The 20,486-nt window shown below is 41.5% G+C and carries 21 protein-coding genes and 1 riboswitch; of the genes, 13 read left to right on the top strand and 8 right to left on the bottom strand.

Annotated features, from left to right (window positions below):
* Window positions 1–133: 133 nt before the first annotated feature.
* The 4 genes from ACFQ0V_RS10985 to ACFQ0V_RS10970 are packed head-to-tail and all read left to right on the top strand — an operon-like array spanning window position 134 to window position 3,319.
* Window positions 134–1,330: a right-handed parallel beta-helix repeat-containing protein gene (locus tag ACFQ0V_RS10985; protein WP_381013385.1), complete on the top strand. Its 1,197-nt coding sequence runs from the start codon at window positions 134–136 to the stop codon at window positions 1,328–1,330.
* Window positions 1,330–1,800 carry a nitrous oxide reductase accessory protein NosL gene (locus tag ACFQ0V_RS10980; protein WP_381013382.1) on the top strand — a complete coding sequence of 157 codons (471 nt, stop codon included), beginning with the start codon at window positions 1,330–1,332 and terminating at the stop codon, window positions 1,798–1,800. Before ACFQ0V_RS10985 ends, ACFQ0V_RS10980 begins: the two co-directional genes overlap by 1 nt.
* On the top strand, window positions 1,797–2,621 hold the full coding sequence (locus ACFQ0V_RS10975) for an ABC transporter permease (RefSeq protein ID WP_381013380.1): 825 nt from the start codon (window positions 1,797–1,799) through the stop codon (window positions 2,619–2,621). The genes ACFQ0V_RS10980 and ACFQ0V_RS10975 overlap by 4 nt, the downstream gene beginning before the upstream one ends.
* Window positions 2,618–3,319, top strand: a complete 702-nt coding sequence (locus tag ACFQ0V_RS10970; protein ID WP_381013377.1) for an ABC transporter ATP-binding protein — start codon at window positions 2,618–2,620, stop codon at window positions 3,317–3,319. Before ACFQ0V_RS10975 ends, ACFQ0V_RS10970 begins: the two co-directional genes overlap by 4 nt.
* A 33-nt stretch (window positions 3,320–3,352) precedes the next feature.
* Here the strand turns inward: ACFQ0V_RS10970 and ACFQ0V_RS10965 are convergent, their stop codons facing one another.
* The 4 genes from ACFQ0V_RS10965 to asd all read right to left on the bottom strand — a co-directional run bounded on the left by ACFQ0V_RS10965 (window position 3,353) and on the right by asd (window position 6,141).
* Complete coding sequence (locus tag ACFQ0V_RS10965) at window positions 3,353–3,985, bottom strand: membrane lipoprotein lipid attachment site-containing protein (RefSeq protein WP_381013375.1); 633 nt, start codon at window positions 3,983–3,985, stop codon at window positions 3,353–3,355.
* 94 nt (window positions 3,986–4,079) lie between these two features.
* Window positions 4,080–4,841: a TatD family hydrolase gene (locus tag ACFQ0V_RS10960; RefSeq protein ID WP_381013373.1), complete on the bottom strand. Its 762-nt coding sequence runs from the start codon at window positions 4,839–4,841 to the stop codon at window positions 4,080–4,082.
* Window positions 4,834–5,346 carry a DedA family protein gene (locus ACFQ0V_RS10955; RefSeq protein ID WP_381013370.1) on the bottom strand — a complete coding sequence of 171 codons (513 nt, stop codon included), beginning with the start codon at window positions 5,344–5,346 and terminating at the stop codon, window positions 4,834–4,836. The genes ACFQ0V_RS10960 and ACFQ0V_RS10955 overlap by 8 nt, the downstream gene beginning before the upstream one ends.
* 18 nt (window positions 5,347–5,364) lie before the next feature.
* On the bottom strand, window positions 5,365–6,141 hold the full coding sequence (gene asd / locus ACFQ0V_RS10950) for an archaetidylserine decarboxylase (protein ID WP_381013368.1): 777 nt from the start codon (window positions 6,139–6,141) through the stop codon (window positions 5,365–5,367).
* Window positions 6,142–6,175: 34 nt separating this feature from the next.
* Here asd and pssA point away from each other — a divergent pair, with 34 nt between their 5' ends.
* From pssA to ACFQ0V_RS10935, 3 genes are all read left to right on the top strand, one after another.
* A complete protein-coding gene (gene pssA, locus ACFQ0V_RS10945; protein ID WP_381013366.1) occupies window positions 6,176–6,709 on the top strand; it encodes a CDP-diacylglycerol--serine O-phosphatidyltransferase in 534 nt (177 codons plus the stop codon).
* Between the two features lie 86 nt (window positions 6,710–6,795).
* Window positions 6,796–8,583: a DNA helicase RecQ gene (gene recQ / locus ACFQ0V_RS10940; protein WP_381013365.1), complete on the top strand. Its 1,788-nt coding sequence runs from the start codon at window positions 6,796–6,798 to the stop codon at window positions 8,581–8,583.
* The gene (locus tag ACFQ0V_RS10935; protein ID WP_381013363.1) at window positions 8,580–8,795 is read left to right on the top strand and encodes a hypothetical protein; all 216 of its coding nucleotides are present in this window, start codon (window positions 8,580–8,582) and stop codon (window positions 8,793–8,795) included. The genes recQ and ACFQ0V_RS10935 overlap by 4 nt, the downstream gene beginning before the upstream one ends.
* A 64-nt stretch (window positions 8,796–8,859) precedes the next feature.
* Here the strand turns inward: ACFQ0V_RS10935 and ACFQ0V_RS10930 are convergent, their stop codons facing one another.
* From ACFQ0V_RS10930 to ACFQ0V_RS10920, 3 genes are all read right to left on the bottom strand, one after another.
* On the bottom strand, window positions 8,860–9,504 hold the full coding sequence (locus ACFQ0V_RS10930; protein WP_381013360.1) for a queuosine precursor transporter: 645 nt from the start codon (window positions 9,502–9,504) through the stop codon (window positions 8,860–8,862).
* Window positions 9,505–9,512: 8 nt separating this feature from the next.
* Window positions 9,513–10,010: a preQ(1) synthase gene (queF, locus tag ACFQ0V_RS10925; RefSeq protein ID WP_381013357.1), complete on the bottom strand. Its 498-nt coding sequence runs from the start codon at window positions 10,008–10,010 to the stop codon at window positions 9,513–9,515.
* Window positions 10,011–10,087: 77 nt separating this feature from the next.
* A riboswitch (PreQ1 riboswitch) is annotated at window positions 10,088–10,131 on the bottom strand.
* Between the two features lie 30 nt (window positions 10,132–10,161).
* Entirely contained in the window at window positions 10,162–11,319 is a 1,158-nt protein-coding gene (locus ACFQ0V_RS10920) for an MFS transporter (protein WP_194563147.1), read from the bottom strand.
* Window positions 11,320–11,460: 141 nt separating this feature from the next.
* Between ACFQ0V_RS10920 and ACFQ0V_RS10915 the strand changes: the two genes are divergently transcribed.
* From ACFQ0V_RS10915 to pheT, 6 genes are all read left to right on the top strand, one after another.
* Window positions 11,461–12,438, top strand: a complete 978-nt coding sequence (locus ACFQ0V_RS10915; RefSeq protein WP_381013354.1) for a diaminopimelate dehydrogenase — start codon at window positions 11,461–11,463, stop codon at window positions 12,436–12,438.
* 64 nt (window positions 12,439–12,502) lie between these two features.
* Window positions 12,503–13,591: a M42 family metallopeptidase gene (locus ACFQ0V_RS10910; RefSeq protein ID WP_381013351.1), complete on the top strand. Its 1,089-nt coding sequence runs from the start codon at window positions 12,503–12,505 to the stop codon at window positions 13,589–13,591.
* 211 nt (window positions 13,592–13,802) lie between these two features.
* Window positions 13,803–14,738 (top strand): ornithine carbamoyltransferase, encoded by a 936-nt coding sequence (argF, locus tag ACFQ0V_RS10905; RefSeq protein WP_381013678.1) that lies wholly within the window; start codon window positions 13,803–13,805, stop codon window positions 14,736–14,738.
* 128 nt (window positions 14,739–14,866) lie between these two features.
* Complete coding sequence (locus ACFQ0V_RS10900; protein ID WP_381013348.1) at window positions 14,867–15,613, top strand: TrmH family RNA methyltransferase; 747 nt, start codon at window positions 14,867–14,869, stop codon at window positions 15,611–15,613.
* A gap of 336 nt (window positions 15,614–15,949) precedes the next feature.
* Window positions 15,950–16,987, top strand: a complete 1,038-nt coding sequence (gene pheS / locus ACFQ0V_RS10895) for a phenylalanine--tRNA ligase subunit alpha (RefSeq protein WP_381013345.1) — start codon at window positions 15,950–15,952, stop codon at window positions 16,985–16,987.
* Between the two features lie 13 nt (window positions 16,988–17,000).
* A complete protein-coding gene (pheT, locus tag ACFQ0V_RS10890; RefSeq protein ID WP_381013343.1) occupies window positions 17,001–19,415 on the top strand; it encodes a phenylalanine--tRNA ligase subunit beta in 2,415 nt (804 codons plus the stop codon).
* 30 nt (window positions 19,416–19,445) lie between these two features.
* Here pheT and rnhC read toward each other — a convergent pair whose 3' ends face one another.
* Window positions 19,446–20,372 carry a ribonuclease HIII gene (gene rnhC, locus ACFQ0V_RS10885; protein WP_381013340.1) on the bottom strand — a complete coding sequence of 309 codons (927 nt, stop codon included), beginning with the start codon at window positions 20,370–20,372 and terminating at the stop codon, window positions 19,446–19,448.
* Window positions 20,373–20,486 lie beyond the last annotated feature (114 nt).

Below are 20,486 nucleotides of genomic sequence, written 5' to 3'. Positions count from 1 at the left end.
TATTTATGCAAAACACTTTGATTTCTCGCGCATTGTATAGTAACGTACCATTGATAACTGTTTTCTATATCCACAAAATATTCACAAAAACTTCATCGACGAGTGATAAAAAGGTGTGAAGGGGAAGTGAGTTATGAAGAAAATTTTAGTCTATATGACGTTTTTTATCGTCTTATTTTATGAAGAATCCGCTTCAGCAGCGGAAACATTACTTCAGCCGATGATTGATGCGACAGCACCTTATGATACGATTACGTTACAAGAAGGGACGTATTACGGGCCTGCTGTAATCCCTCATCCTTTAACGATTGAAGGAGAAGGCGACGTCATCATTCAAGGAAATTTTGAAGGCGATGTGCTGACGATTGAATCGGATCGTGTCCATATTAAAAATGTGACAATTCGGCAATCCGGTCAACAGTTAGAAGATGCCGGTATTCTCGTGCAACATGCGAATGAAGTATCGGTTGATCACGTTCAATTAGAAGATGTACAGCGTGGCATTTTTATTCGTGGTGGTTTCGGCCATACGTTAAGTAACAATAAGATTACAAGTTTCCCCGTCCATTATTCCAAACGTGGAAATGGGATTCATTTATTGAATACGAAGCGAGCGCTCGTTACGCACAATACAATAGACGCTGTACAAGATGGTGTCTATGTCGATGAAGCGTTCGATACGGCGATTGAACATAATCGAGTCGAACATTCTCGCTACGGCATTCATTTCATGTTTTCATCAAATGCAGACGCACATCACAATACGCTCACTGAAAATGTGAATGGTGTCATGGCGATGAATTCAAACGATATTCAATTAATCAATAATGCGCTGACGCATCAATTAACGTACCGTGGTTATGGTATTTTAATTTACGATATGGAATCGATGCGGATTGAACACAATACGATTTCAAACAATCATAACGGAATCGACATTCAAAGCTCGCGTGGCATTGAAGTCGTCGACAATACGATTGCGGGAAATTACGTCGGTCTCAGTTCAAAAGGAAAAAATGAATCGATTCAAATTACTGAAAATGACTGGCTTGCGAATATCGTACAGACGAAATTGAGTGGAGAAGCGGTTCAATTAGAACGCAATTATTGGGATGATTATAAAGGATTTGACCTAACTGGAAATGGTATCGGACAATTGCCGTACGAAACGAATTCGACAACGACCGATTGGATGGTGAAACATCCACATTTGCAGTTTTACTTTGAAAGTCCAGCATTTAATTTATGGAATACTGTCGAGCGCATGTTTAATCGCGGGCAAGTTGTGACGGATGAACAACCGCTCGTTAGAAGAAAGGGAGAGCAATGATGAAAAAATATGTAGGCTTACTTTTTTTAAGTTTGTTATTCGTATTAGGAGCGTGTTCTGGAGAAGTGTCGACGGAACCTGTCGATATTAATCCCGATATTGATGTATGCGATATTTGTAATATGAGCATTACCGTAATCCCGTTTGCGACAGAAGCGATCATGCCAGATGGTACGGTTGAAAAATTTGACGATGTCGGTTGCATGGTAGACTTCTTAAATGAAACGGAAGAAGAGCCGCTTCAAATGTATGTGAAAGATAATGAAAAAGATGAATGGATTGCGGCGGAAGATGCTTTATACATTTTAAATGAAGATTACTGGACACCGATGATGTACGGAGTCGTTTCTTTCCAAGAAGAAGCACAATTGCTCGCTTACATGGAAGAGAACGGTGAAGGAGAACGACTGACATTCGATGAAGTAGTTGCACATTTCACAGAAGCGCATAGCGGAGGACATGCTCATTGAGCGCAAGTTGGATGATCGCACGTTATGAAATGAAACGTGCGTTTCGCAGTCGTTGGCTCCTCCTCTTATCTTTATTATTCGTTTCTCTCGCATTCATTTCAATTTTTATGACGAATGCGACGAGTACATCACAATATGATGGATTTACAAGACAGATGGCTTCTTTATTAAACGTCTCTTTATTTATTTTGCCACTTATGACGATTTTAATCGGAAGTATGCTCGTAGCGGGAGAGAAGGAAGATGGACAGTTACTTCTTTATCGCACGTATCCGATTTCGCCGACAGCGCTCGTCATTGGCAAATGGCTCGGACTATTTTTACCACTGGCGGTCATGCTGACGCTCGGGTACGGAATCGCTTTGCTCGTTTTATCATTTTTAATGCCCGTACGGTTAGGGTTAGCCGTCGCCTTTTATTTGATCGCTCTATTGCTAATCACTTTATTTTTATCGTTTAGTTTATGGGTCGGTTATCGAGTGAAAAGTCGACTGCATGCGATCGGGGTTAGTTTATTCAGTTGGGCATTTTTCGTTTTATTTTATGAGTTTCTCATTATCGCCCTTACATTTGTACTGCCAGCGACTCAAATTGTGACAGTATTAACGGTCTCGGTCTTTTTCAATCCTGTTGAAATTGTAAGAGTTGGCGCTATTTTAGCGTTAGAAAGCGGCACATTTTTCGGGCCTTCGATGTACGACTTTACGATTTGGGCGACATCTTTATTCGGTATTGTCGCTTTCATCATCGCAAGTCTTGCTTGGATCATCATTCCGTTAATCGGCTCGATTCGTCTCGTGAAGAAAGGAAATCATTTATGATTACGATTGAACAAGTTTCCAAAACGTATGGAAAAAAAGAAGCGTTATCTCCATTATCGCTAACTATTCCAGCCGGAGAGTGTGTAGCATTATGTGGAGGTAATGGCGCAGGGAAAAGTACGTTATTAAAAGCATTGACGACGATTCATGCGCCGACAACAGGAACGATTCATTTAAATGGTTATGCAGTAGAAGAAGCGACGTACAAACGGCAGTTTACGTACATGCCAGACGATTTAATCTTTCCATCAGAACTGACGGCAGAAGAAAATATAACGATGATGGCGAATATGCAAGGGGCTTCTGTATCGCGTGTAGAGGAAGTGCTCGATATCGTCGGTTTACAAGAAGTGAAAGCTCAAAAAGTGAAAACCTTTTCGAAAGGGATGCATCAACGACTCGCATTTGCTCAAAGTTTATTAAGTGACGCTCCTATTTTAATTTTAGACGAGCCGACGAACGGATTAGATCCGTATTGGGTAGCTGAAATGCAAAAGGTGATTATGGAAGAGCATGCGAAAGGCCGAACGATTTTATTTACGACGCATTTACTTCCAATCGTTGAAAAAATAGCCGACCGCCTCGTCTTTTTACGAGAAGGACAACTATTTATCGATGAGCCGGTCGCTCCTTTACTTGAGCAGTACTCTTCATTAGACGATTATTTATTCGAACAATATAAAAAAGAGAGAAGCTGACGACATTTGTCAACTTCTCTCTTTTCGTATCGATTAATGGTTTTTATGTTCGTCTTCATCTTCCATGTCATGATCACCGTGGTCCATATCGTGGTCTCCGTGATCGCCATGGTCATGTCCGCCGCCCATTTCTTTTTTCTTAGCAGCACGAGCGAAAGCAACTTCTTTAATTTCATCGACTGATGATTTTTTAGCGTCTGTTGCTGATTCTAAAAACTTATTGAAACCTTCTTCGTTATTGAAAAATGCGTTACCGTATTTCATCGGTGTTGCGATATCCGCATGTGCGATGTGCGCATCTTCTAAAGCAACCCATTCTTTCGTATCGAAATCACGTACGAGACGTTCTGTTAATTTCACATCTTCGTTATCATTTTCGAAATTCACGAGGCAACCTGCGTCGTCAAAGAATAAAACTTCTCCGTCAGCAGTTGTTGCTTGAGCTGAGAATTGTCCCATCTCTTCATTTTCCATATATACTTTCATATTACAATATGCACATTCTGTATGCTCATCTGGTTCAGCGTGAACGTGATCAGCATGCTCGTCTGTTGCATCTACATCTTCAACCTCAGCTTGTGCATTTTCTTTCGGTTTTTCTTCCCCTTCATTTGAACACGCTGCTAAAGCGAACATTGCAACGAGTAAAAATAACCATTTTTTCATTGTATATTGCCTCCCTTTTATTTTCGAAACTATCGCTAAGTATAGAGAGAGGTTGTGAACAATATGTGATGCTTTTCAAGAAAGTGAAAAAAGATTAAAAAGTGAGTGAGTATAGTTTTTTTGTCGTTTGTGTCAACTTTTCCTTTAATACACCCTCGGGTATATGAAGTAATTCGCTCATTTTCTTCACAGTTAAGTTTAAAAAAGTACCATCATTATCCCGTTCTGTGAATGGTCCTTCTAAAGGGTAAGGAGCATCTGATTCAATCATCATTTGATCAAGGGGCACTTTCTTTACTAAATGTTGTGTCCGCTCTTTATACATAATGTCAGGTGTGATGGAAATGTAATACCCATTTTGCAAAAGTCGTTCTGTTGCGTTAGTTGGTCCTTTAAACCAATGGAAATGGGCTTTTACGATGGAATGTTTTTCGAGTAGATCGAGAGCGTGCGGCACATCATCGTGTACGATGTGTAAGTTAAGTGGTAAATCGTAGCGTTTTGCAAGGATGATCCATTGTTCAAGCCATTCCATGTAAGGTTCGATTGGAAGAAGGGGGTTTTCGAGACGTGTGTAATAAGGTAAGCCGACTTCTCCAATCGCTTGAAAGTGTGCGATGTTTTGTTCGCTCCATTGCAAAAAGTCGGCGCATTCATTCAATGTCGGAAGCGGTTGTTCAGGATGCCAACCGACTGCTGGAATAATTTGAGTGTGTTGTTTTGAAAGATTTAACGTTCGACGTGCACTTTCCCAATCTGTTGAAACAGCGATGAAATGGGAAGTGAGCTGCTGTTGCAGTAATTGTTTCACCATATTAGTAGATAATTGATCAAAATGGATATGACTATCAATCAATCACTTCACCTCCTGGATGTAAGAAAGGTATTCCGATATAGTATCCAAGCGTTAAATAAATAATCGTTGAAACCGAAGCTCCAATTAAAACGTAAAGGAGATAGGTTTTCGTTTTCATCCCACCCATTCCTGAAATGTAACAAATGATGTGACGCATACCCGGAATGAAAAAACCGAAAAGAACGGTGATGGGACCATGTTTTTTGATCCAACCTTCCGTCGTCTGAATCGATTGATCTTTAATGCCGATCCAACGCCCGCCTTTTCTTAAAAGTGGTTTCCCAATCCATTTCCCGATATAAAAGGTGAGCAACGTTCCGATGAAAACACCGAGAATCGTAATCGGTAAGGCGATGGAGTAGTGGAGTGTACCATTTGATGTGAAGAAGCCGACAGAGGTGACGACGACTTCATCAGGCATCGGCAGCCCAAAAATGCCGAGGGCTAAAAAAGTGAAAACTGCGAAATAACCGAAGTGTAATATGAATAGTTCTAAATTTTCCAAGATGCATTCCTCATTTAGTTAAAGCCATTGTCCTACTTTTTCACCGACATGTACTGCACTTCCGACATCAACGGTCGATTCGAATGATGGTTGATGTGAAAGGAATAAGACGACGGTTGAACCGAAGGAGAAGTGGCCAAAATCTTTTCCTTTTTCTACATGTTCATTTGCACAATAAAGCTGTACACTATTGACATTCAAAGCGCCAACCTTCACAATTGCTATATTCCCATAGTTTGTATCCAATTCAGTAATAAGACGATAGTTCGTATGGAAAGGTTCGTCTCCGTAAGTAAGACCTAATTGATTGACAGGATAGGAAGTAGAGCCTAATGCATAACGATTTCTAATCGTACCATCAATAGGATGATGAAAATGGTGATAGTGTTGAGGCGATAAATAAAAAATGTAATAGTAGCCATTTTCATAAGAAGATGCGATTTTTTTTGAACCGAATACCTCATCGATCGAATATGTTTTTCCTTTAATCGTAAATCGCGTACCTTCATGTAAAGGACCCGCAGCAGTTAAATCGGCATCGACAGGGGAAACAATTGCATTGGAATGTTGATCGATTGGGCGTAAATTCATATCGATTGAACGTGTAAAGAATTCATTTAATGTCTCATATGATGCAACCGGTCGTACCATTTCGGCGTCTGTAATACTGTATATTTTTTGGAAAGGACGAATGAGCGGTTTGCTAAGGGGGGAGGATGTGAATCCTTGCAAAAAATGAGATATCTTTTCGTTACCTGTTAGTCGAACAAATGATTGAAATAATTTTTGTTTCATAAATATCATCTCCCTTAAGAAAGGGGGGAATCGTATGTTTTCGATCCGTCACCATTATTATTGTAAATTAAAAGAACAACTTGCGAATATTTTAACATTAATTAATTTGAGTTTCGGTATTTTATCTCTTATTTTCTTATTTAAGGGACATCCATCAATTGCAGTCATTTTTATTATTATTGCAGCGATGTGTGACCGTTTTGACGGGGCAGCAGCGAGACGTTTCCATACAGAATCAGATTTTGGAAAAGAGCTCGACTCATTGAGTGATCTCATTTCATTCGGAGTAGCACCTGCCTTTTTGATTTATCAATCGGTATTAGTCGATACGTTATGGCTCGGTATTGGTATGGTCATCTTCTATATTTTAGCAGGCGCGATCCGTCTTGCTCGTTACAATGTGCAAACATTTGACGGTGCATTTTACGGATTACCGATTACCGTTGCGGGTGTGTTTGTAGCGACAAGCTATTTCATTATACCTTATATGTCGGTACAATTTTATATTATTTTATTACTTGTAATGGGTCTTGCGATGGTCAGCTCATTCCGCATATCAAAAATGTAAGCTTTGCACAAAGGAGCGGACATTGCGTATACTAAAAGGAGACGTTTGGGCGTCTTCTTTTTTGTTGTGGAAGGAGTTTTTAAAAGATGAGTGAAAGAGCCCAACAAGTGTTGCAAGAAGTATTCGGTTTTGCCACTTTTCGAGAAGGACAGCGTAAAGTGATTGAAGCAATATTAAAAGGAGAATCACATATTTGTGTCATGCCGACAGGAGGCGGAAAGTCTCTCTGTTATCAAGTGCCAGCTCTCGTCTTAGAGGGAACGACGCTCGTCATTTCCCCTTTAATTTCATTGATGAAAGATCAAGTGGACGCGCTCCATCAATTAGATGTAAGAGCAGCCTATATAAATAGTACACTTGCAGATGAAGAGTATCGTAATATTTTATATTTAGCGGAGCGTGGAGAATATGATTTATTGTATATCGCTCCAGAACGATTGCAGTCAGCATCTTTTTTACGTGTATTAGAACGCATGACGATTTCTTTCATAGCGATTGATGAAGCGCATTGTATATCGGAATGGGGTCACGATTTCCGACCGAGCTATCGCAATATCCATACGATTTTCGAACATTTTGAAACGCGGCCACCTGTGCTTGCGTTAACGGCTACTGCGACACCTGAAGTGCGAGCGGATATTAGTCGCGCACTCGACGTACCTGAACAGCAATTAACATTGACAGGGTTTGCGCGAGACAATTTAACATTCGGTGTCGTCAAAGGAGTAGCGCGCGACACGTATGTGAAAAGTTACGTTCAAAAAAACGTGACGGAAGCGGGTATTATTTATACAGCGACTCGAAAAGCAGCAGACGCTTTAACAGCGATGTTAGATCGTGCGCACATCGACGTAGCGAAATATCATGGGGGCATGACGGACGAAGAGCGTGAACGAGCGCAGGAGCAATTTTTAAATGATGAAGTAGCAGTGATGGTGGCGACGAATGCATTCGGTATGGGAATCGATAAATCGAATATTCGCTACGTCATTCATTATCAAATGCCTGCGAGTATGGAAAGTTACTACCAAGAAGCGGGTCGTGCAGGACGTGACGGTCTTCCGAGTGAATGTTTATTATTGTTTTCATCTCAAGATGTGATGACGCAACGCTTCATTATCGAGCAAGGTACCGATACGGAACGGATGCCGATGGAGCTTGAGAAATTACAACAAATGATCGATTATTGTCATACGGAGCAATGTTTTCAGTCGTATATTTTAACGTATTTCGGAGAAGAAGAAGCCGATTCGTGTGGACGTTGTTACAATTGTACAGATACGCGCGAACGGATCGATGTCACAGTGGAAGCTCAAAAAGTATTAAGTTGTATCGTGCGGATGGGGCAGCGCTTCGGAAAGACGCTCGTCGCACAAGTATTAACCGGTTCACGCAATCGAAAAGTGCTCGAATTTCAATTTGAAAAACTGTCGACGTACGGTTTATTAAAAGGTCATTCGATCAAAGAAGTGACGGCCTTCATTGAATTTTTAATTGCGGAAGGTTGTATCGGCGTTGAAAACGGTCAATTTCCAATTTTATACGTGACGGAAATAGGGCGGACTGTGCTGACAGGCGAACAACAAATTTTGAAAAAAGAGACGAAACGTGTCGAACAAATTGTTGAAACAGACGAATTGTTTGAACAGTTACGCGTATTGCGCCGGACGATTGCAGATCGTGAAGAGGTACCTCCATTTGTTGTTTTCTCAGACAAAACATTAAAAGAAATGGTCCATTTACGCCCGAAAACGGATGATGAATTACTTCAAGTAAGTGGGGTCGGGCAAGTGAAACTTGAAAAATACGGTGCAGAATTTTTACAATGCATTTGTCACTATATCGAAGAAGAGGAAAAGGAGCGAGTTCGTTGACGAGTTGGTGGAAAAAGATGAAGCAAAAATGGGATGATTCTGTCGATCGACGCATTCGTGAACGAGATGAAGCGGAACTGCGCATCATTGAAAAGTACGCTTCTTATGAAACGAGCGCTTTATTGCGTATGCATGACGTTTCGACCGATAAAAAAGAACGTGAAGAAATTGTTTTTGCCGTTCAAGTACGGAGAGAACTTGGTGGCATGTAAAAGTTAATGAAACACCCGAAAAAAGAGTGAATCACTCAATTTTCGGGTGTTTTCATGTTGATATTTAAGCATTGTACATCGCGATGTCTCGTTCGTCTTCTTTTTTACGAATATTGCGTACGACGTACACGAGTCCATACACAATCGGTGTATCTAAAATAGCGACGATAAATTTGAAAATGTATTGCGATGCGATCATGATGAGCAATGCTTGTATCGGCATCGTTCCTGTAAATGCGATTAAAATAAAAATGGCCGTATCCGCAAATTGACTCACCATCGTTGACGCGTTGTTGCGTAACCATAGCTTTTTAGTACCGTGGCGTTTTTTCAAGCGGTCAAAAATGATGACATCGATATTTTGACTGACTGCATAAGCGATTAAACTCGCTAATGTGACACGAAAGCTTCCAGCAAAAATAAGCTCAAATGCTTGTTGATTTTCATAAAATGGAGCGGCCGGAAAACGTATTGCAATCCAAATGAATCCGAGCGCGAACACTTGAGCGATGAGCCCAGCAAATACGGTGCGCCGTGCATATTTCTTTCCGTATGTTTCTGTAATGACATCTAAAATTGGATACGTAAAGACGTAAATGATGACCGCTGCTGGTAAGACGACCCAATCGCCAATCGCAATTAATTTGACGGCGATGACATTTGATAACAGTAAGAGCCCGACAAAAATTCCAGTTAAATATTGTAACATAACTCGATTTATCGGTTGTCGATTGGCTCAGGGTGTAAATCGTGATAGAGCAATCGTTGTTCCGCCATTTTTTCATATTTTGTACCTGGTTTTCCGTAGTTTACGTACGGATCGATCGATAAGCCGCCACGTGGTGTAAACTTACCCCACAATTCAATGTAGCGTGGGTCTAACAATTCAATTAAATCATTGACGATAATGTTAATGACGTCTTCGTGGAAATCTCCGTGATTACGGAAACTAAATAAATAGAGCTTCAATGACTTACTTTCGACTAATTTTTTATCCGGAATAAAACTTAAATACAATGTCGCAAAATCCGGTTGATTCGTCTTCGGGCAAAGCGATGTGAACTCTGGACAATTAAACTTCACGAAGTAATCTCGCTCCGTATGCAAATTATCAATCGCTTCTAATACACTCGGTGAATATTCAAATAAATAGTCCGTATTTTCACTTCCGAGTAAAGTGACATCCGGCATTTGGCAATCTGTTCTTCCTGCCATATTGCATTCCTCCTTAAATTGTCCCTGAAGGAAAACACAAAAAACGCGCTACTATAGAAGTAGCGCGTGAAAATGCGTATTCCATAGTTTTTTATAGAGGGTCGCTATGAACCTCTCCTACTGATAGGGATATGTTATTCAGGTCATTACTTTAATATAAGAAAGACGAGTTGTCAAATCCTCGTTTCATTTTGGATCCGACATAACCGGAAACGATGAATAAAATAATACTCGTAATGATGAATCCAGTGTTGATGGAAACATTTAATGCTCCAATGATGCTAGAGCCGACGAATACGCCAATTGAGAAAAATCCGTAAAAATATCCGTACGCTTTTCCCCGAACCTGTTCCCCTGTGCTGTCGATAAGTAAGGAATTAATCGATGGGAATAAAAGGGCAAATCCCGTACCGTAAATCGCCATCGTGCTGTATAAAATCCACGTTTCTTCAAATAAGCCGAGAAGAAGCATGCTGACAGCCATAAGAGATAATCCAATTGTAAATGTAATAATTGGGCGCACACGATCAAAAATGCGATTTGTCGGTAATAAAAAAATCAAAACAGCGACGAATCCAAACGTGCTAAACAAAAAGGCGCTCATATTTGTCGAATCTCCCGGTTGGTTCACTTTTAAAGGTAGTAATAGTGCGAGTACACCTTGAGAAAACATAAGGAAAAACGCACCTGCGAAAGAACGAAGTACGAAAGGGTTTTGGAAAAGTGCTTTCACTTCACCTTCATGAATGACAGGCTTTTCTTTCTTTTTCACAATTTCTTTACGGAGCAAAATAAAGGCGATGCCCCCTAATAAAAGCATAATCGCTCCGTTAATTCCCATTACATAAGCGGGGCTTTTAATACTTGAGACAATGCCTCCGAATGCGGGTCCGATAATCGCTGCGAGACCGACAAAGGCACCAGAGATTGCAACGTTTCGCCCCCGTTTATTCTCTTCACTACGATTAGCGATAAAAGTAAATGCAGCGGGAACGATTAAACCTTCTGTAAAACCGTGTAACAAACGAACGCTAATTAATGTAATCGTATAGTCGACTGTCGTGTACAAGAAAAGCGCGACGGCAGAACTTAATAAACCGGCGACGAGAACGTAAAACGGTCCGTATTTGTCGGTTAAAAATCCACTGATCACATTTCCAAACAAGTTAGAAAACGAGTAAATTCCGACGACGAGTCCGAGGACAAATCCTGTTGCGCCTAACGCTTGTCCCATCGGGGTCATAATCGGCAATTGGGTAAATAAATCAAAAAATGAGAAAAACACAATGAAATAAATAAAAATTCGCATAAGGCACTCCTTCACAAAAAGTCCATCATCTTTTCATTGTACAACTCTAACATGAATTCAACATGGACAAAAATGAAAAGTTAGCAAAAAATAAAAAAGAACGTTAAAATAAAACAAATGGTCACAAAGGAGAGATGGAAAATGATTCAAGTAGGTATTGTCGGATATGGAAATTTAGGGCGCGGTGTCGAATACGCGATCCAAAAGACTGAAGATTTAGAACTTGTCGGTGTTTTTTCACGACGTGCACCGGAGACAGTGGAAACAGTATATGCGGAAACGAACGTATATGCATTAAATACAATTTTAGATTTTAAAGAAAAGATCGATGTCCTCGTTTTATGTGGAGGTTCGAAAGATGATTTACCGCAACAAACGCCGGAACTTGCGGAGCATTTCGCTGTTGTCGATAGCTTTGATACGCATGCGAACATTCCTGACCATTTCGCAAAAGTAGACGAAGCAGCTCAAAAAGGAAAACAAGTCGCGATCATTTCAACAGGATGGGACCCAGGTTTATTCTCATTGAACCGTATCATGATGGAAGCGATCATTCCAGACGGGAAAACGAACACTTTTTGGGGGAAAGGGTTAAGTCAAGGGCATTCGGACGCTGTTCGTCGTGTAGACGGTGTAAAAGGTGGCGTTCAATATACGATTCCATCAGAAGTCGCGATGGAAAAAGCACGTTCTGGCTCGAAAGAAGAACTGGAAACGAAAGAAAAGCACGTACGTGAATGTTACGTCGTGTTAGAAGAAGGAGCGGACGCAAAAGAAGTAGAGCAAGCGATTGTTACGATGCCGAACTATTTCGAACCGTATGACACGACTGTTCATTTCATTACAGAAGAAGAGCTCGCACGTGACCATCAAGCGATGCCACATGGTGGGTTTGTCATTCGCAGTGGACAAACAGGAGAAGGAACGAATCAGACGATGGAATTTTCTTTAAAATTAGATTCCAATCCGGAATTTACATCGAGCGTTCTCGTTGCTTATGCGCGCGCAGCAGCACGTCTCGCAAAAGAGGGAGTGGTCGGAGCACAAACGCCATTCGACGTCGCACCGAAGTACATTCATCCGAAAACGAACGAGCAATTACGTAAACAATATTTGTAATTGTTTCGTTTCTCGAAAGAATTCATTATAATGGAGAAGATGATGAATTAAAGGAGAATGTAGGATGACGAAATTAGACGCAGATTTACAAATGTTAAAAGAGTTAACGGACGCGAACGGAATTGCAGGTAACGAACGCGCTGTTCGCGAAGTGATGAAGTCGTATATCGAGCCGTACGCGGATGAGATCACATATGACGGTCTCGGGTCACTCATCGCTAAAAAAGAAGGACAAGCAGACGGACCACGCATCCTCGTTGCGGGTCACTTAGATGAAGTTGGCTTCATGGTGACACGCATCGACGACCAAGGATTTTTACGTTTCCAAACAGTTGGCGGATGGTGGAGCCAAGTGATGCTTGCGCAACGTGTAACAGTCATTACACGTGAAGGTAAAACGATCACAGGTGTCATCGGTTCAAAACCACCACATATTTTACCAGCGGCAGCACGCAATAAGCCGGCAGACATTAAAGATATGTTTATCGATGTCGGTGCAGCTTCGAAAGAAGAAGTGTTAGAGTGGGGAATTTTACCAGGAGATATGGTTGCGCCGTATTTCGAATTTACGGTGATGAACAACCCGGACTATTTATTAGCAAAAGCATGGGATAACCGTATTGGAATTGCGATTGCGATTGACGTGATGCGCAAATTAAAAGACGAAAATCACCCGAACATTTTATTCAGTGCGGGAGCGGTACAAGAAGAAGTCGGCTTACGCGGAGCGAAAACGGTGACACGTCAAGTGAAACCAGATATCGGATTTGCGGTAGACGTCGGTATCGCGGGGGACACACCTGGAATTTCACCAAATGACGCAACGAGCAAAATGGGAGAAGGCCCACAAATTATTTTATATGACGCTTCTATGGTCTCTCATCGTGGTTTACGCAATCTCGTCGTCGAAACAGCGGAAGAAAACGATATTCCATATCAATTCGATGCGATTGCAGGAGGCGGAACAGACGCTGGTTCAATTCACGTGTCAAATGAAGGAGTACCGTCATTAGCGATCACAATCGCGACGCGTTACATCCATTCAAACGCGGCGATGCTTCACCGTAAAGACTATGAAAATGCGGTCGACTTACTCGTCGCAGTCATTAAAAAACTAGACGCAGATACAGTAGCTCAAATTAAATTAAGTTAATCGATAGCGATTTTTCTCATCAGAGGAAGGTCGCTTTTTTAGGGGTAGAACGTCAATCAATTCAGAAAAATGAATACGATTGTATAAAAACATATAAAATCTTTTAATTTTAAAATAAAAATACAGTTGACTTTATATTTATACAATTGTATACTCCTTTTATACAGTTTGAAAAGAAACGGGGCTGACGACATTGACGAACGAACAACAAATGTTACAACAACTTAAAAATAGAGATATGCTTTCATTATTGGATTATACGAGTGAAGAAATTGAATTTTTATTACAGTATGCAGTTGATTTGAAAGCGAAATTACACGCAGGTGAAAAAGTAGATATTTTAAAAGGAAAGACGCTCGGTATGATTTTTGAGAAGCATTCGACGCGTACGCGTATTTCATTTGAAGTCGGAATGCAACAACTCGGTGGATACGGTATGTTTATGAATGCGCGTGATTTGCAAATTGGCCGTGGAGAATCAGTATATGATACGGGGAATGTAATGAGCGAATATTTGGACGGCATTATGATTCGTGCCAACTCACATGAAATGGTGAAAGAATTAGCAGAACATTCTTCTATACCGGTCATCAACGGGTTAACGGATATTTTCCACCCATGTCAAGCGCTTGCGGACATGTTGACGATGATTGAAATTAAAGGAAATATTAAAGGATTGAAAATTGCATATATCGGAGACGGTAATAATGTGGCGCACTCATTGATGATCGCAGCTGCTCATCTTGGATTGCATGGCGTTGTCGCTTCACCAAAAGGATATGAATTCGCAGAAGACCTCATTCCGAAAGTGCAAGCAATTGCGGAACAAAATGGTGGTTCATTCACAGTGACGAACGATCCGATTGCAGCGGCAACGGATGCGGATGCGATTTATGCAGATGTTTGGACGAGTATGGGGCAAGAAGAGGAAGCTGAGCAACGTTTGAAAGATTTTAAAGATTATCAAATTAACGATGCACTCGTCTCACATGCGAAAGACGATTACATGTTTTTACATTGTCTTCCGGCTCACCGTGAAGAAGAAGTGACGACATCGGTTATCGATGGACCGAACTCGCACATTTTCCAACAAGCTGGAAATAGACTTCACGCTCAAAAAGCAGTACTTGCAGCAGTGATGCAATAAATGATGAAGCACCTTTTTCAAAAGGCGTAACGCTATTTTGAAAAAGGTGCTTTTTTGTACAGAAAACGTTCTTTTTTTATCGAAACACGTTACAATAAAAGAAGCTCAATGATAGAAAGGAAATCGGTATGAAAGAAATTACATCGAGTCAAAATAATCTCGTCAAACAGTGGCGAAAATTAATCGATAAAAAGAAAGAGCGTGAACAGACGGGACAGTTTATCGTCGAAGGGTTTCATCTCGTAGAAGAAGCGATGAAAGAAGGATTAGCGATTCAAGTAATGATGACAGAAGATGTCATTACACCTTTTTCATTAAATGATGTCGAAACGATTTTAATTACAGAAGAAATTGCAAAACTACTCGCTGAGACGGAAACGAGTCAAATGATTTTCGCGCATTGTAAAAAGAAAGAATCAAGCTTAGACCAAGTACAAGGCAAACGCTTTTTACTCATCGACGCGGTGCAAGATCCAGGTAATGTCGGTACGATGATTCGCACAGCGGACGCTGCAGGGGTCGACGGCATTATTTTAGGGAAGGGAAGTGCGGATGCGTACAATTCAAAAACATTGCGTGCAGCACAAGGCTCGCATTTCCACGTACCGATCATTCAAATGGATTTGCAAGAAGCGGTGGAACAATTGCAAGCGCGCCGTATTCCAGTACTTGCAACAGGTTGGACGGAGCAAGCGATCAATTACCGAGAGGTCGAGACGGAGTCATTTGCCATCATCGTTGGAAATGAAGGAAGCGGCGTTGCCACACATCTGTTAGAAATGTCTGACGAAGTCATTTACATCCCGATGCCTGGCCGTGCTGAGTCATTGAATGTCGGCATTGCGACAGGAATATTGCTATTTCACTTTGCATAAGTGAAAAAAGTTGATATACTAGAGTTGATATACTAGAAACGAATGAAATAATAAATGCGTTATGAGTAGGAAGAGTACGTTACGTTCTTCATTGTGAGGGAGTTCGCATCATAGACTGGAAGTGCGAATATGAAGACTTAGCCGAAGTTCACCCTACGAGCAGCCGCCAGGACCACAAATGTGTAAAGGTGAGCCGGTTCCGAGCCGTTAATCGTTACAATGAAGTGACTGCTTATTAAAGCAGTAATTCAGGGTGGTACCGCGAACTCGTCCTCGTCCCTATATTTATAGGGGCGAGGACTTTTTATTTTTTACATAATTGAAAGGAGCAAGAGCATGGAAACAAAATTACAGCAATTAAAAGAAGAAGCGTTATTGAAAATTAAAGAAGCGCTCGACACGAAAGAATTAAATGACATTCGAGTGAAGTATCTCGGGAAAAAAGGTCCAATTACCGATTTATTAAAAGGGATGGGAAAACTTCCAGCGGAAGAACGTCCAAAAATGGGGCAATTGGTGAATGTCATTCGTGAAGAAGTGACGACATTTTTAGAAAGTAAAAAAGCAGATTTAGAAGAGCAAGCATTGAACGAACAATTAGCAAAAGAAACGATCGACGTCACATTACCAGGTCGTCCGGTCAATGTCGGCAACCATCACCCGATTACACGCGTAGCGGAAGAAATTGAAGATTTCTTCTTAAGTATGGGGTATGAAATTGCGGAAGGTCCAGAAGTAGAACGTGACTTTTACAACTTCGAAGCTTTGAACTTACCGAAAGATCACCCAGCACGCGATATGCAAGACTCATTTTACATTTCAGAAGAGACATTATTGCGTACACATACATCACCTGTTCAAGCGCGCACGATGGAGAAAAAAGAAGGCGCACCAATTAAAATTATTTGTCCAGGTAAAGTGTACCGCCGAGATTCAGATGACGCGACACATTCACACCAGTTCTCACAAATCGAAGGACTCGTCGTCGGAGAAAATATTCGCATGAGCGATTTAAAAGGAACGCTCGATCTATTTGCGAAAAAGATGTTCGGTGAAGAGCGTGAAATTCGTTTACGTCCAAGCTTCTTCCCGTTTACAGAACCTTCTGTTGAAATGGATATTTCATGTTTCAAATGTGGCGGAGACGGTTGTAACGTATGTAAGCAAACAGGCTGGATTGAAATTTTAGGCGGTGGAATGGTTCACCCGAACGTTCTCGAAATGGCAGGGTATGATTCGAAAACGATGACAGGATTCGCATTCGGTATGGGTCAAGAGCGTATTGCGATGTTGAAATACGGAGTGGAAGACATCCGTCATTTCTTCACGAACGATATGCGCTTCATCTCACAATTCGGGCGAACAGAACAATAAGGAGGAACGGAACATGTTAGTATCTACGAAATGGTTAAACGATTACGTCAAAATAGATGATCAAGATGTGTTTGAACTTGCCGAGCGCATTACACGTTCAGGAATTGAAGTCGATGCGGTACTCGTGCGCGGACACAATATGCAAAATGTTGTCGTCGGAGAAGTAATGGAATGTGAAAAGCATCCAGAAGCCGACCGATTAAACATTTGTCAAGTAAATGTCGGAGGAGAAGAGCTTCAACAAATTATTTGTGGAGCGCCGAACGTAGCGAAAGGACAAAAAGTCATTACAGCTTTACCAGGAGCTGTCCTTCCAGGTAACTTTAAAATTAAAAAAGCGAAACTGCGCGGTGAAGCTTCTCACGGTATGATTTGTTCACTTCAAGAACTCGGAGTAGAAGGGAAAGTCGTCGCTAAAGAATTCGCAGAAGGCATTTACGTCTTACCAGAAGATGCGAAAGTTGGCGATTCAGCGCTTGACTACATCGGATTAGACGACGTCGTCTATGAGTTCGATTTAACACCGAACCGTTCAGATGCACTGAGCATGCTCGGTGTTGCATTTGAAGTCGGAGCGATTTTAGATCGACCAATCCAAATGCCTACGGTGCAATACGATACGATTTCAGAACGAGCATCGGATTATATTTCAGTCCAAATTGATGCGAAAGAACAAAACCCATTGTACGCGGCGAAAGTTGTGAAAAATGTTAAAATTGGTCCGTCTCCAATGTGGATGCAAAATGTTTTAATGTCAGCAGGTATTCGCCCGCACAACAACGTCGTGGATATTACGAACTTCGTGTTATTAGAGTTTGGTCAACCACTTCACGCATTCGACTACGATAAATTAAACTCGAAAGAAATCGTCGTTCGTTTAGCAGAAGAAGGCGAAAAGATGACGACTTTAGACGAACAAGAACGTGAATTAACAGCGTCAGACCTCGTCATTACGAACGGTAAAGAGCCAGTCGCATTAGCAGGTGTCATGGGTGGAGGCAACTCAGAAGTGACAGAAGATACGACAACGGTCGTCATCGAAGCTGCGTACTTCGATCCAGCAACGGTGCGTCGCACGTCACGTCGACTCGGTTTACGCAGTGATTCAAGTGCACGTTTCGAAAAAGGAGTCGATCCGAACCGCGTCTTATTAGCAGGAGAGCGTGCGGCTCAATTGATGGCTCAATATGCAGGTGGAGAAGTGTGTGAAGGAACGGTTTCCATTGACGAACTCGATCGCACACCGAAACGTATTATTTTATCGCCAGACGATGTGAACAACCGTCTCGGCATGAAAATTAGTTTGACGGAAATGTTATCGATTCTCGGTCGCTTAAACATTCCGACAACAGTGGAAAACGGAAAAATGATCATCGATGCACCGACACGTCGAGTGGATCTTGCGATTCCAGAAGACATCGTGGAAGAAATTGCGCGTATGTACGGTTATGATAACATTCCGAAAACATTACCAGTGACGGCAACAACACCAGGAAAATTAACGAACTATCAAGCGAAACGTCGCATCGTACGTCGTTATTTAGAAGGTGCTGGTTTATATCAAGCAATCACGTATTCATTAACGAGTGAAGCGAAATCACAACGTTACGCAATTGAAGAAGACACGTTGACGAAATTGATGATGCCGATGAGTGAAGAACATAGCACATTGCGTCAAAGTTTAGTGCCGAGCTTGCTCGATGTCGCAACGTACAACGTGGCACGTCGTAATGAGACGGTGCTCATGTATGAGACAGGTTCTGTTTACTTAGGGAAAGAAGAAGATGGACTTCCGAGAGAAATTGAACGTGTCGCAGCAGTGATGACAGGTGACTGGCTCAACCATATGTGGCAAGGAGAAACGAAAAAAGTTGACTTCTTCGTCGCAAAAGGTGTCGTAGAAGGATTGTTCGCTGAACTCGGACTCGCTCAACGTGTTCGTTATGAAGCGGCATCAATCGACGGTATGCATCCTGGCCGTACAGCTCACGTTTTACTCGACGATGTCGTCGTAGGGTTCGTCGGTCAAGTACATCCGACAGTTCAAAAAGAACAAGATTTGAAAGATACATTCGTCTTCGAATTGAACTTACATGCGATTTTACATGAAACAGCAGGTGCACTCGTTTACGAACAAGTATCTCGCTATCCATCCATTTCACGCGACATCGCACTCGTTGTGAAACGCGATACGACAGTGGCAACACTTCAAGAAATTATTCATGAAGCAGGCGGGAAATTATTGAAACAAGTACGTCTTTTCGACCTTTATGAAGGGGACAATGTCGCAGCAGATGAAAAATCAGTCGCATTCTCTCTCACATATTTCGATCCGACACGTACATTGACGGATGAAGAAGTCGTACAAGCGCATAATAAAGTCTTAAAAGCATTAACAGAAAAAGCGAACGCAACATTGCGTGCTTAATAAAAAAGAACTCCTTTTTGGAGTTCTTTTTTATGTCAATTTTTTCTTCGCTTTCAATGTATTCGCAAAATGCCATTTTGTCATACTGCGCAATACGTCTTCCCCTCGTTGTTTCCATATGCGTGCAGCGATTTGGTCTACTTTTGAGCTCGCTCCTTTTGGAATGGTGACTCCTGCTATTTCTGATAAACGGTCTATCTCTTCTAAAAAAGCGACACGAGCTAAAATGGAAGCAGCAGCGACGCTCACATGGATTTGTTCCGCTTTCGTCGCAAACAGTACACGCTCGTTCACAACTGTTGGAACGTCTGATAAGTAGCGATAGTAGGTGCTCGCTTCAGCGAACTGATCGATTAAAATATAATCGTACGAAGCACCGTCCATTTTTCGCAATACGTGCAATAAAGCTTGATTGTGCATCATCCCTTTCATTTTGCCTTGACTCATTCCAGAAGCTTGTAATTCATTATATTTTGGGTTTGGTAAAACGAGCGTACTATGAATGAGTGATTCCTTTAATGCTGGTGCCATTTGACGCATCAAATCATCGGTTAACATCTTTGAATCTTTTACACCGTATTCCGTCACCCATCCGATTTCGGAAGCGGGAACGAAGCATGCGGTGACAGTGATCGGTCCGAAGTAATCGCCTGTCCCTGTCTCATCAGAACCGATTACGGAGAGTTTAGCGAGATGATCTGGTAAATGCGTCCCTGTCGTTTTTTTGCTTGGGCGCTTTGTAGAGGGAGCATTCGGAGATCCGAATTGTTGAGCGAATTCTGCTGCTCCTCCTCCTTGAAAGAGTACTTTTTTTGAATTGTAAATCGTTACGGTTACCGTTCCGACTTTAAAACAGAAGCGAACACCAGGGGCATTGCGTTCGATTTTATTTGATTGATAACGCTCGATTAATTGCTCAATTTCTCGTTCCGTCATGACGAGGGTCGTGTTGCTCAAAGAAATCCCATCCTTTTCTCGATAACAAACGTATACGTTCATTCATCGTTATGTTAAAATTAGTATATCATTTTTCTTATCCAATGATTCATTTCATGGTATGATAAACATTCA

Source organism: Savagea faecisuis (assembly GCF_042675605.1).
Taxonomy (GTDB): domain Bacteria; phylum Bacillota; class Bacilli; order Bacillales_A; family Planococcaceae; genus Savagea; species Savagea faecisuis.
Note: the sequence above shows the minus strand (reverse complement) of the source record. Positions and strands in the feature narration are given on the sequence as shown.

Bases quoted from the DNA above. Each gene is read 5' to 3' on its own strand.
- ACFQ0V_RS10915 (WP_381013354.1), top strand. From the start codon at position 11,461: ATGATTCAAGTAGGTATTGTCGGATATGGAAATTTAGGGCGCGGTGTC.
- queF (WP_381013357.1), bottom strand. From the start codon at position 10,010: ATGGCAGGAAGAACAGATTGCCAAATGCCGGATGTCACTTTACTCGGA.
- ACFQ0V_RS10910 (WP_381013351.1), top strand. From the start codon at position 12,503: ATGACGAAATTAGACGCAGATTTACAAATGTTAAAAGAGTTAACGGAC.
- ACFQ0V_RS10965 (WP_381013375.1), bottom strand. From the start codon at position 3,985: ATGAAAAAATGGTTATTTTTACTCGTTGCAATGTTCGCTTTAGCAGCG.
- pheS (WP_381013345.1), top strand. From the start codon at position 15,950: ATGGAAACAAAATTACAGCAATTAAAAGAAGAAGCGTTATTGAAAATT.
- ACFQ0V_RS10920 (WP_194563147.1), bottom strand. From the start codon at position 11,319: ATGCGAATTTTTATTTATTTCATTGTGTTTTTCTCATTTTTTGATTTA.
- ACFQ0V_RS10900 (WP_381013348.1), top strand. From the start codon at position 14,867: ATGAAAGAAATTACATCGAGTCAAAATAATCTCGTCAAACAGTGGCGA.
- asd (WP_381013368.1), bottom strand. From the start codon at position 6,141: ATGAAACAAAAATTATTTCAATCATTTGTTCGACTAACAGGTAACGAA.
- ACFQ0V_RS10980 (WP_381013382.1), top strand. From the start codon at position 1,330: ATGAAAAAATATGTAGGCTTACTTTTTTTAAGTTTGTTATTCGTATTA.
- ACFQ0V_RS10930 (WP_381013360.1), bottom strand. From the start codon at position 9,504: ATGTTACAATATTTAACTGGAATTTTTGTCGGGCTCTTACTGTTATCA.
- ACFQ0V_RS10970 (WP_381013377.1), top strand. From the start codon at position 2,618: ATGATTACGATTGAACAAGTTTCCAAAACGTATGGAAAAAAAGAAGCG.
- argF (WP_381013678.1), top strand. From the start codon at position 13,803: ATGTTACAACAACTTAAAAATAGAGATATGCTTTCATTATTGGATTAT.
- recQ (WP_381013365.1), top strand. From the start codon at position 6,796: ATGAGTGAAAGAGCCCAACAAGTGTTGCAAGAAGTATTCGGTTTTGCC.
- pheT (WP_381013343.1), top strand. From the start codon at position 17,001: ATGTTAGTATCTACGAAATGGTTAAACGATTACGTCAAAATAGATGAT.
- ACFQ0V_RS10985 (WP_381013385.1), top strand. From the start codon at position 134: ATGAAGAAAATTTTAGTCTATATGACGTTTTTTATCGTCTTATTTTAT.
- pssA (WP_381013366.1), top strand. From the start codon at position 6,176: ATGTTTTCGATCCGTCACCATTATTATTGTAAATTAAAAGAACAACTT.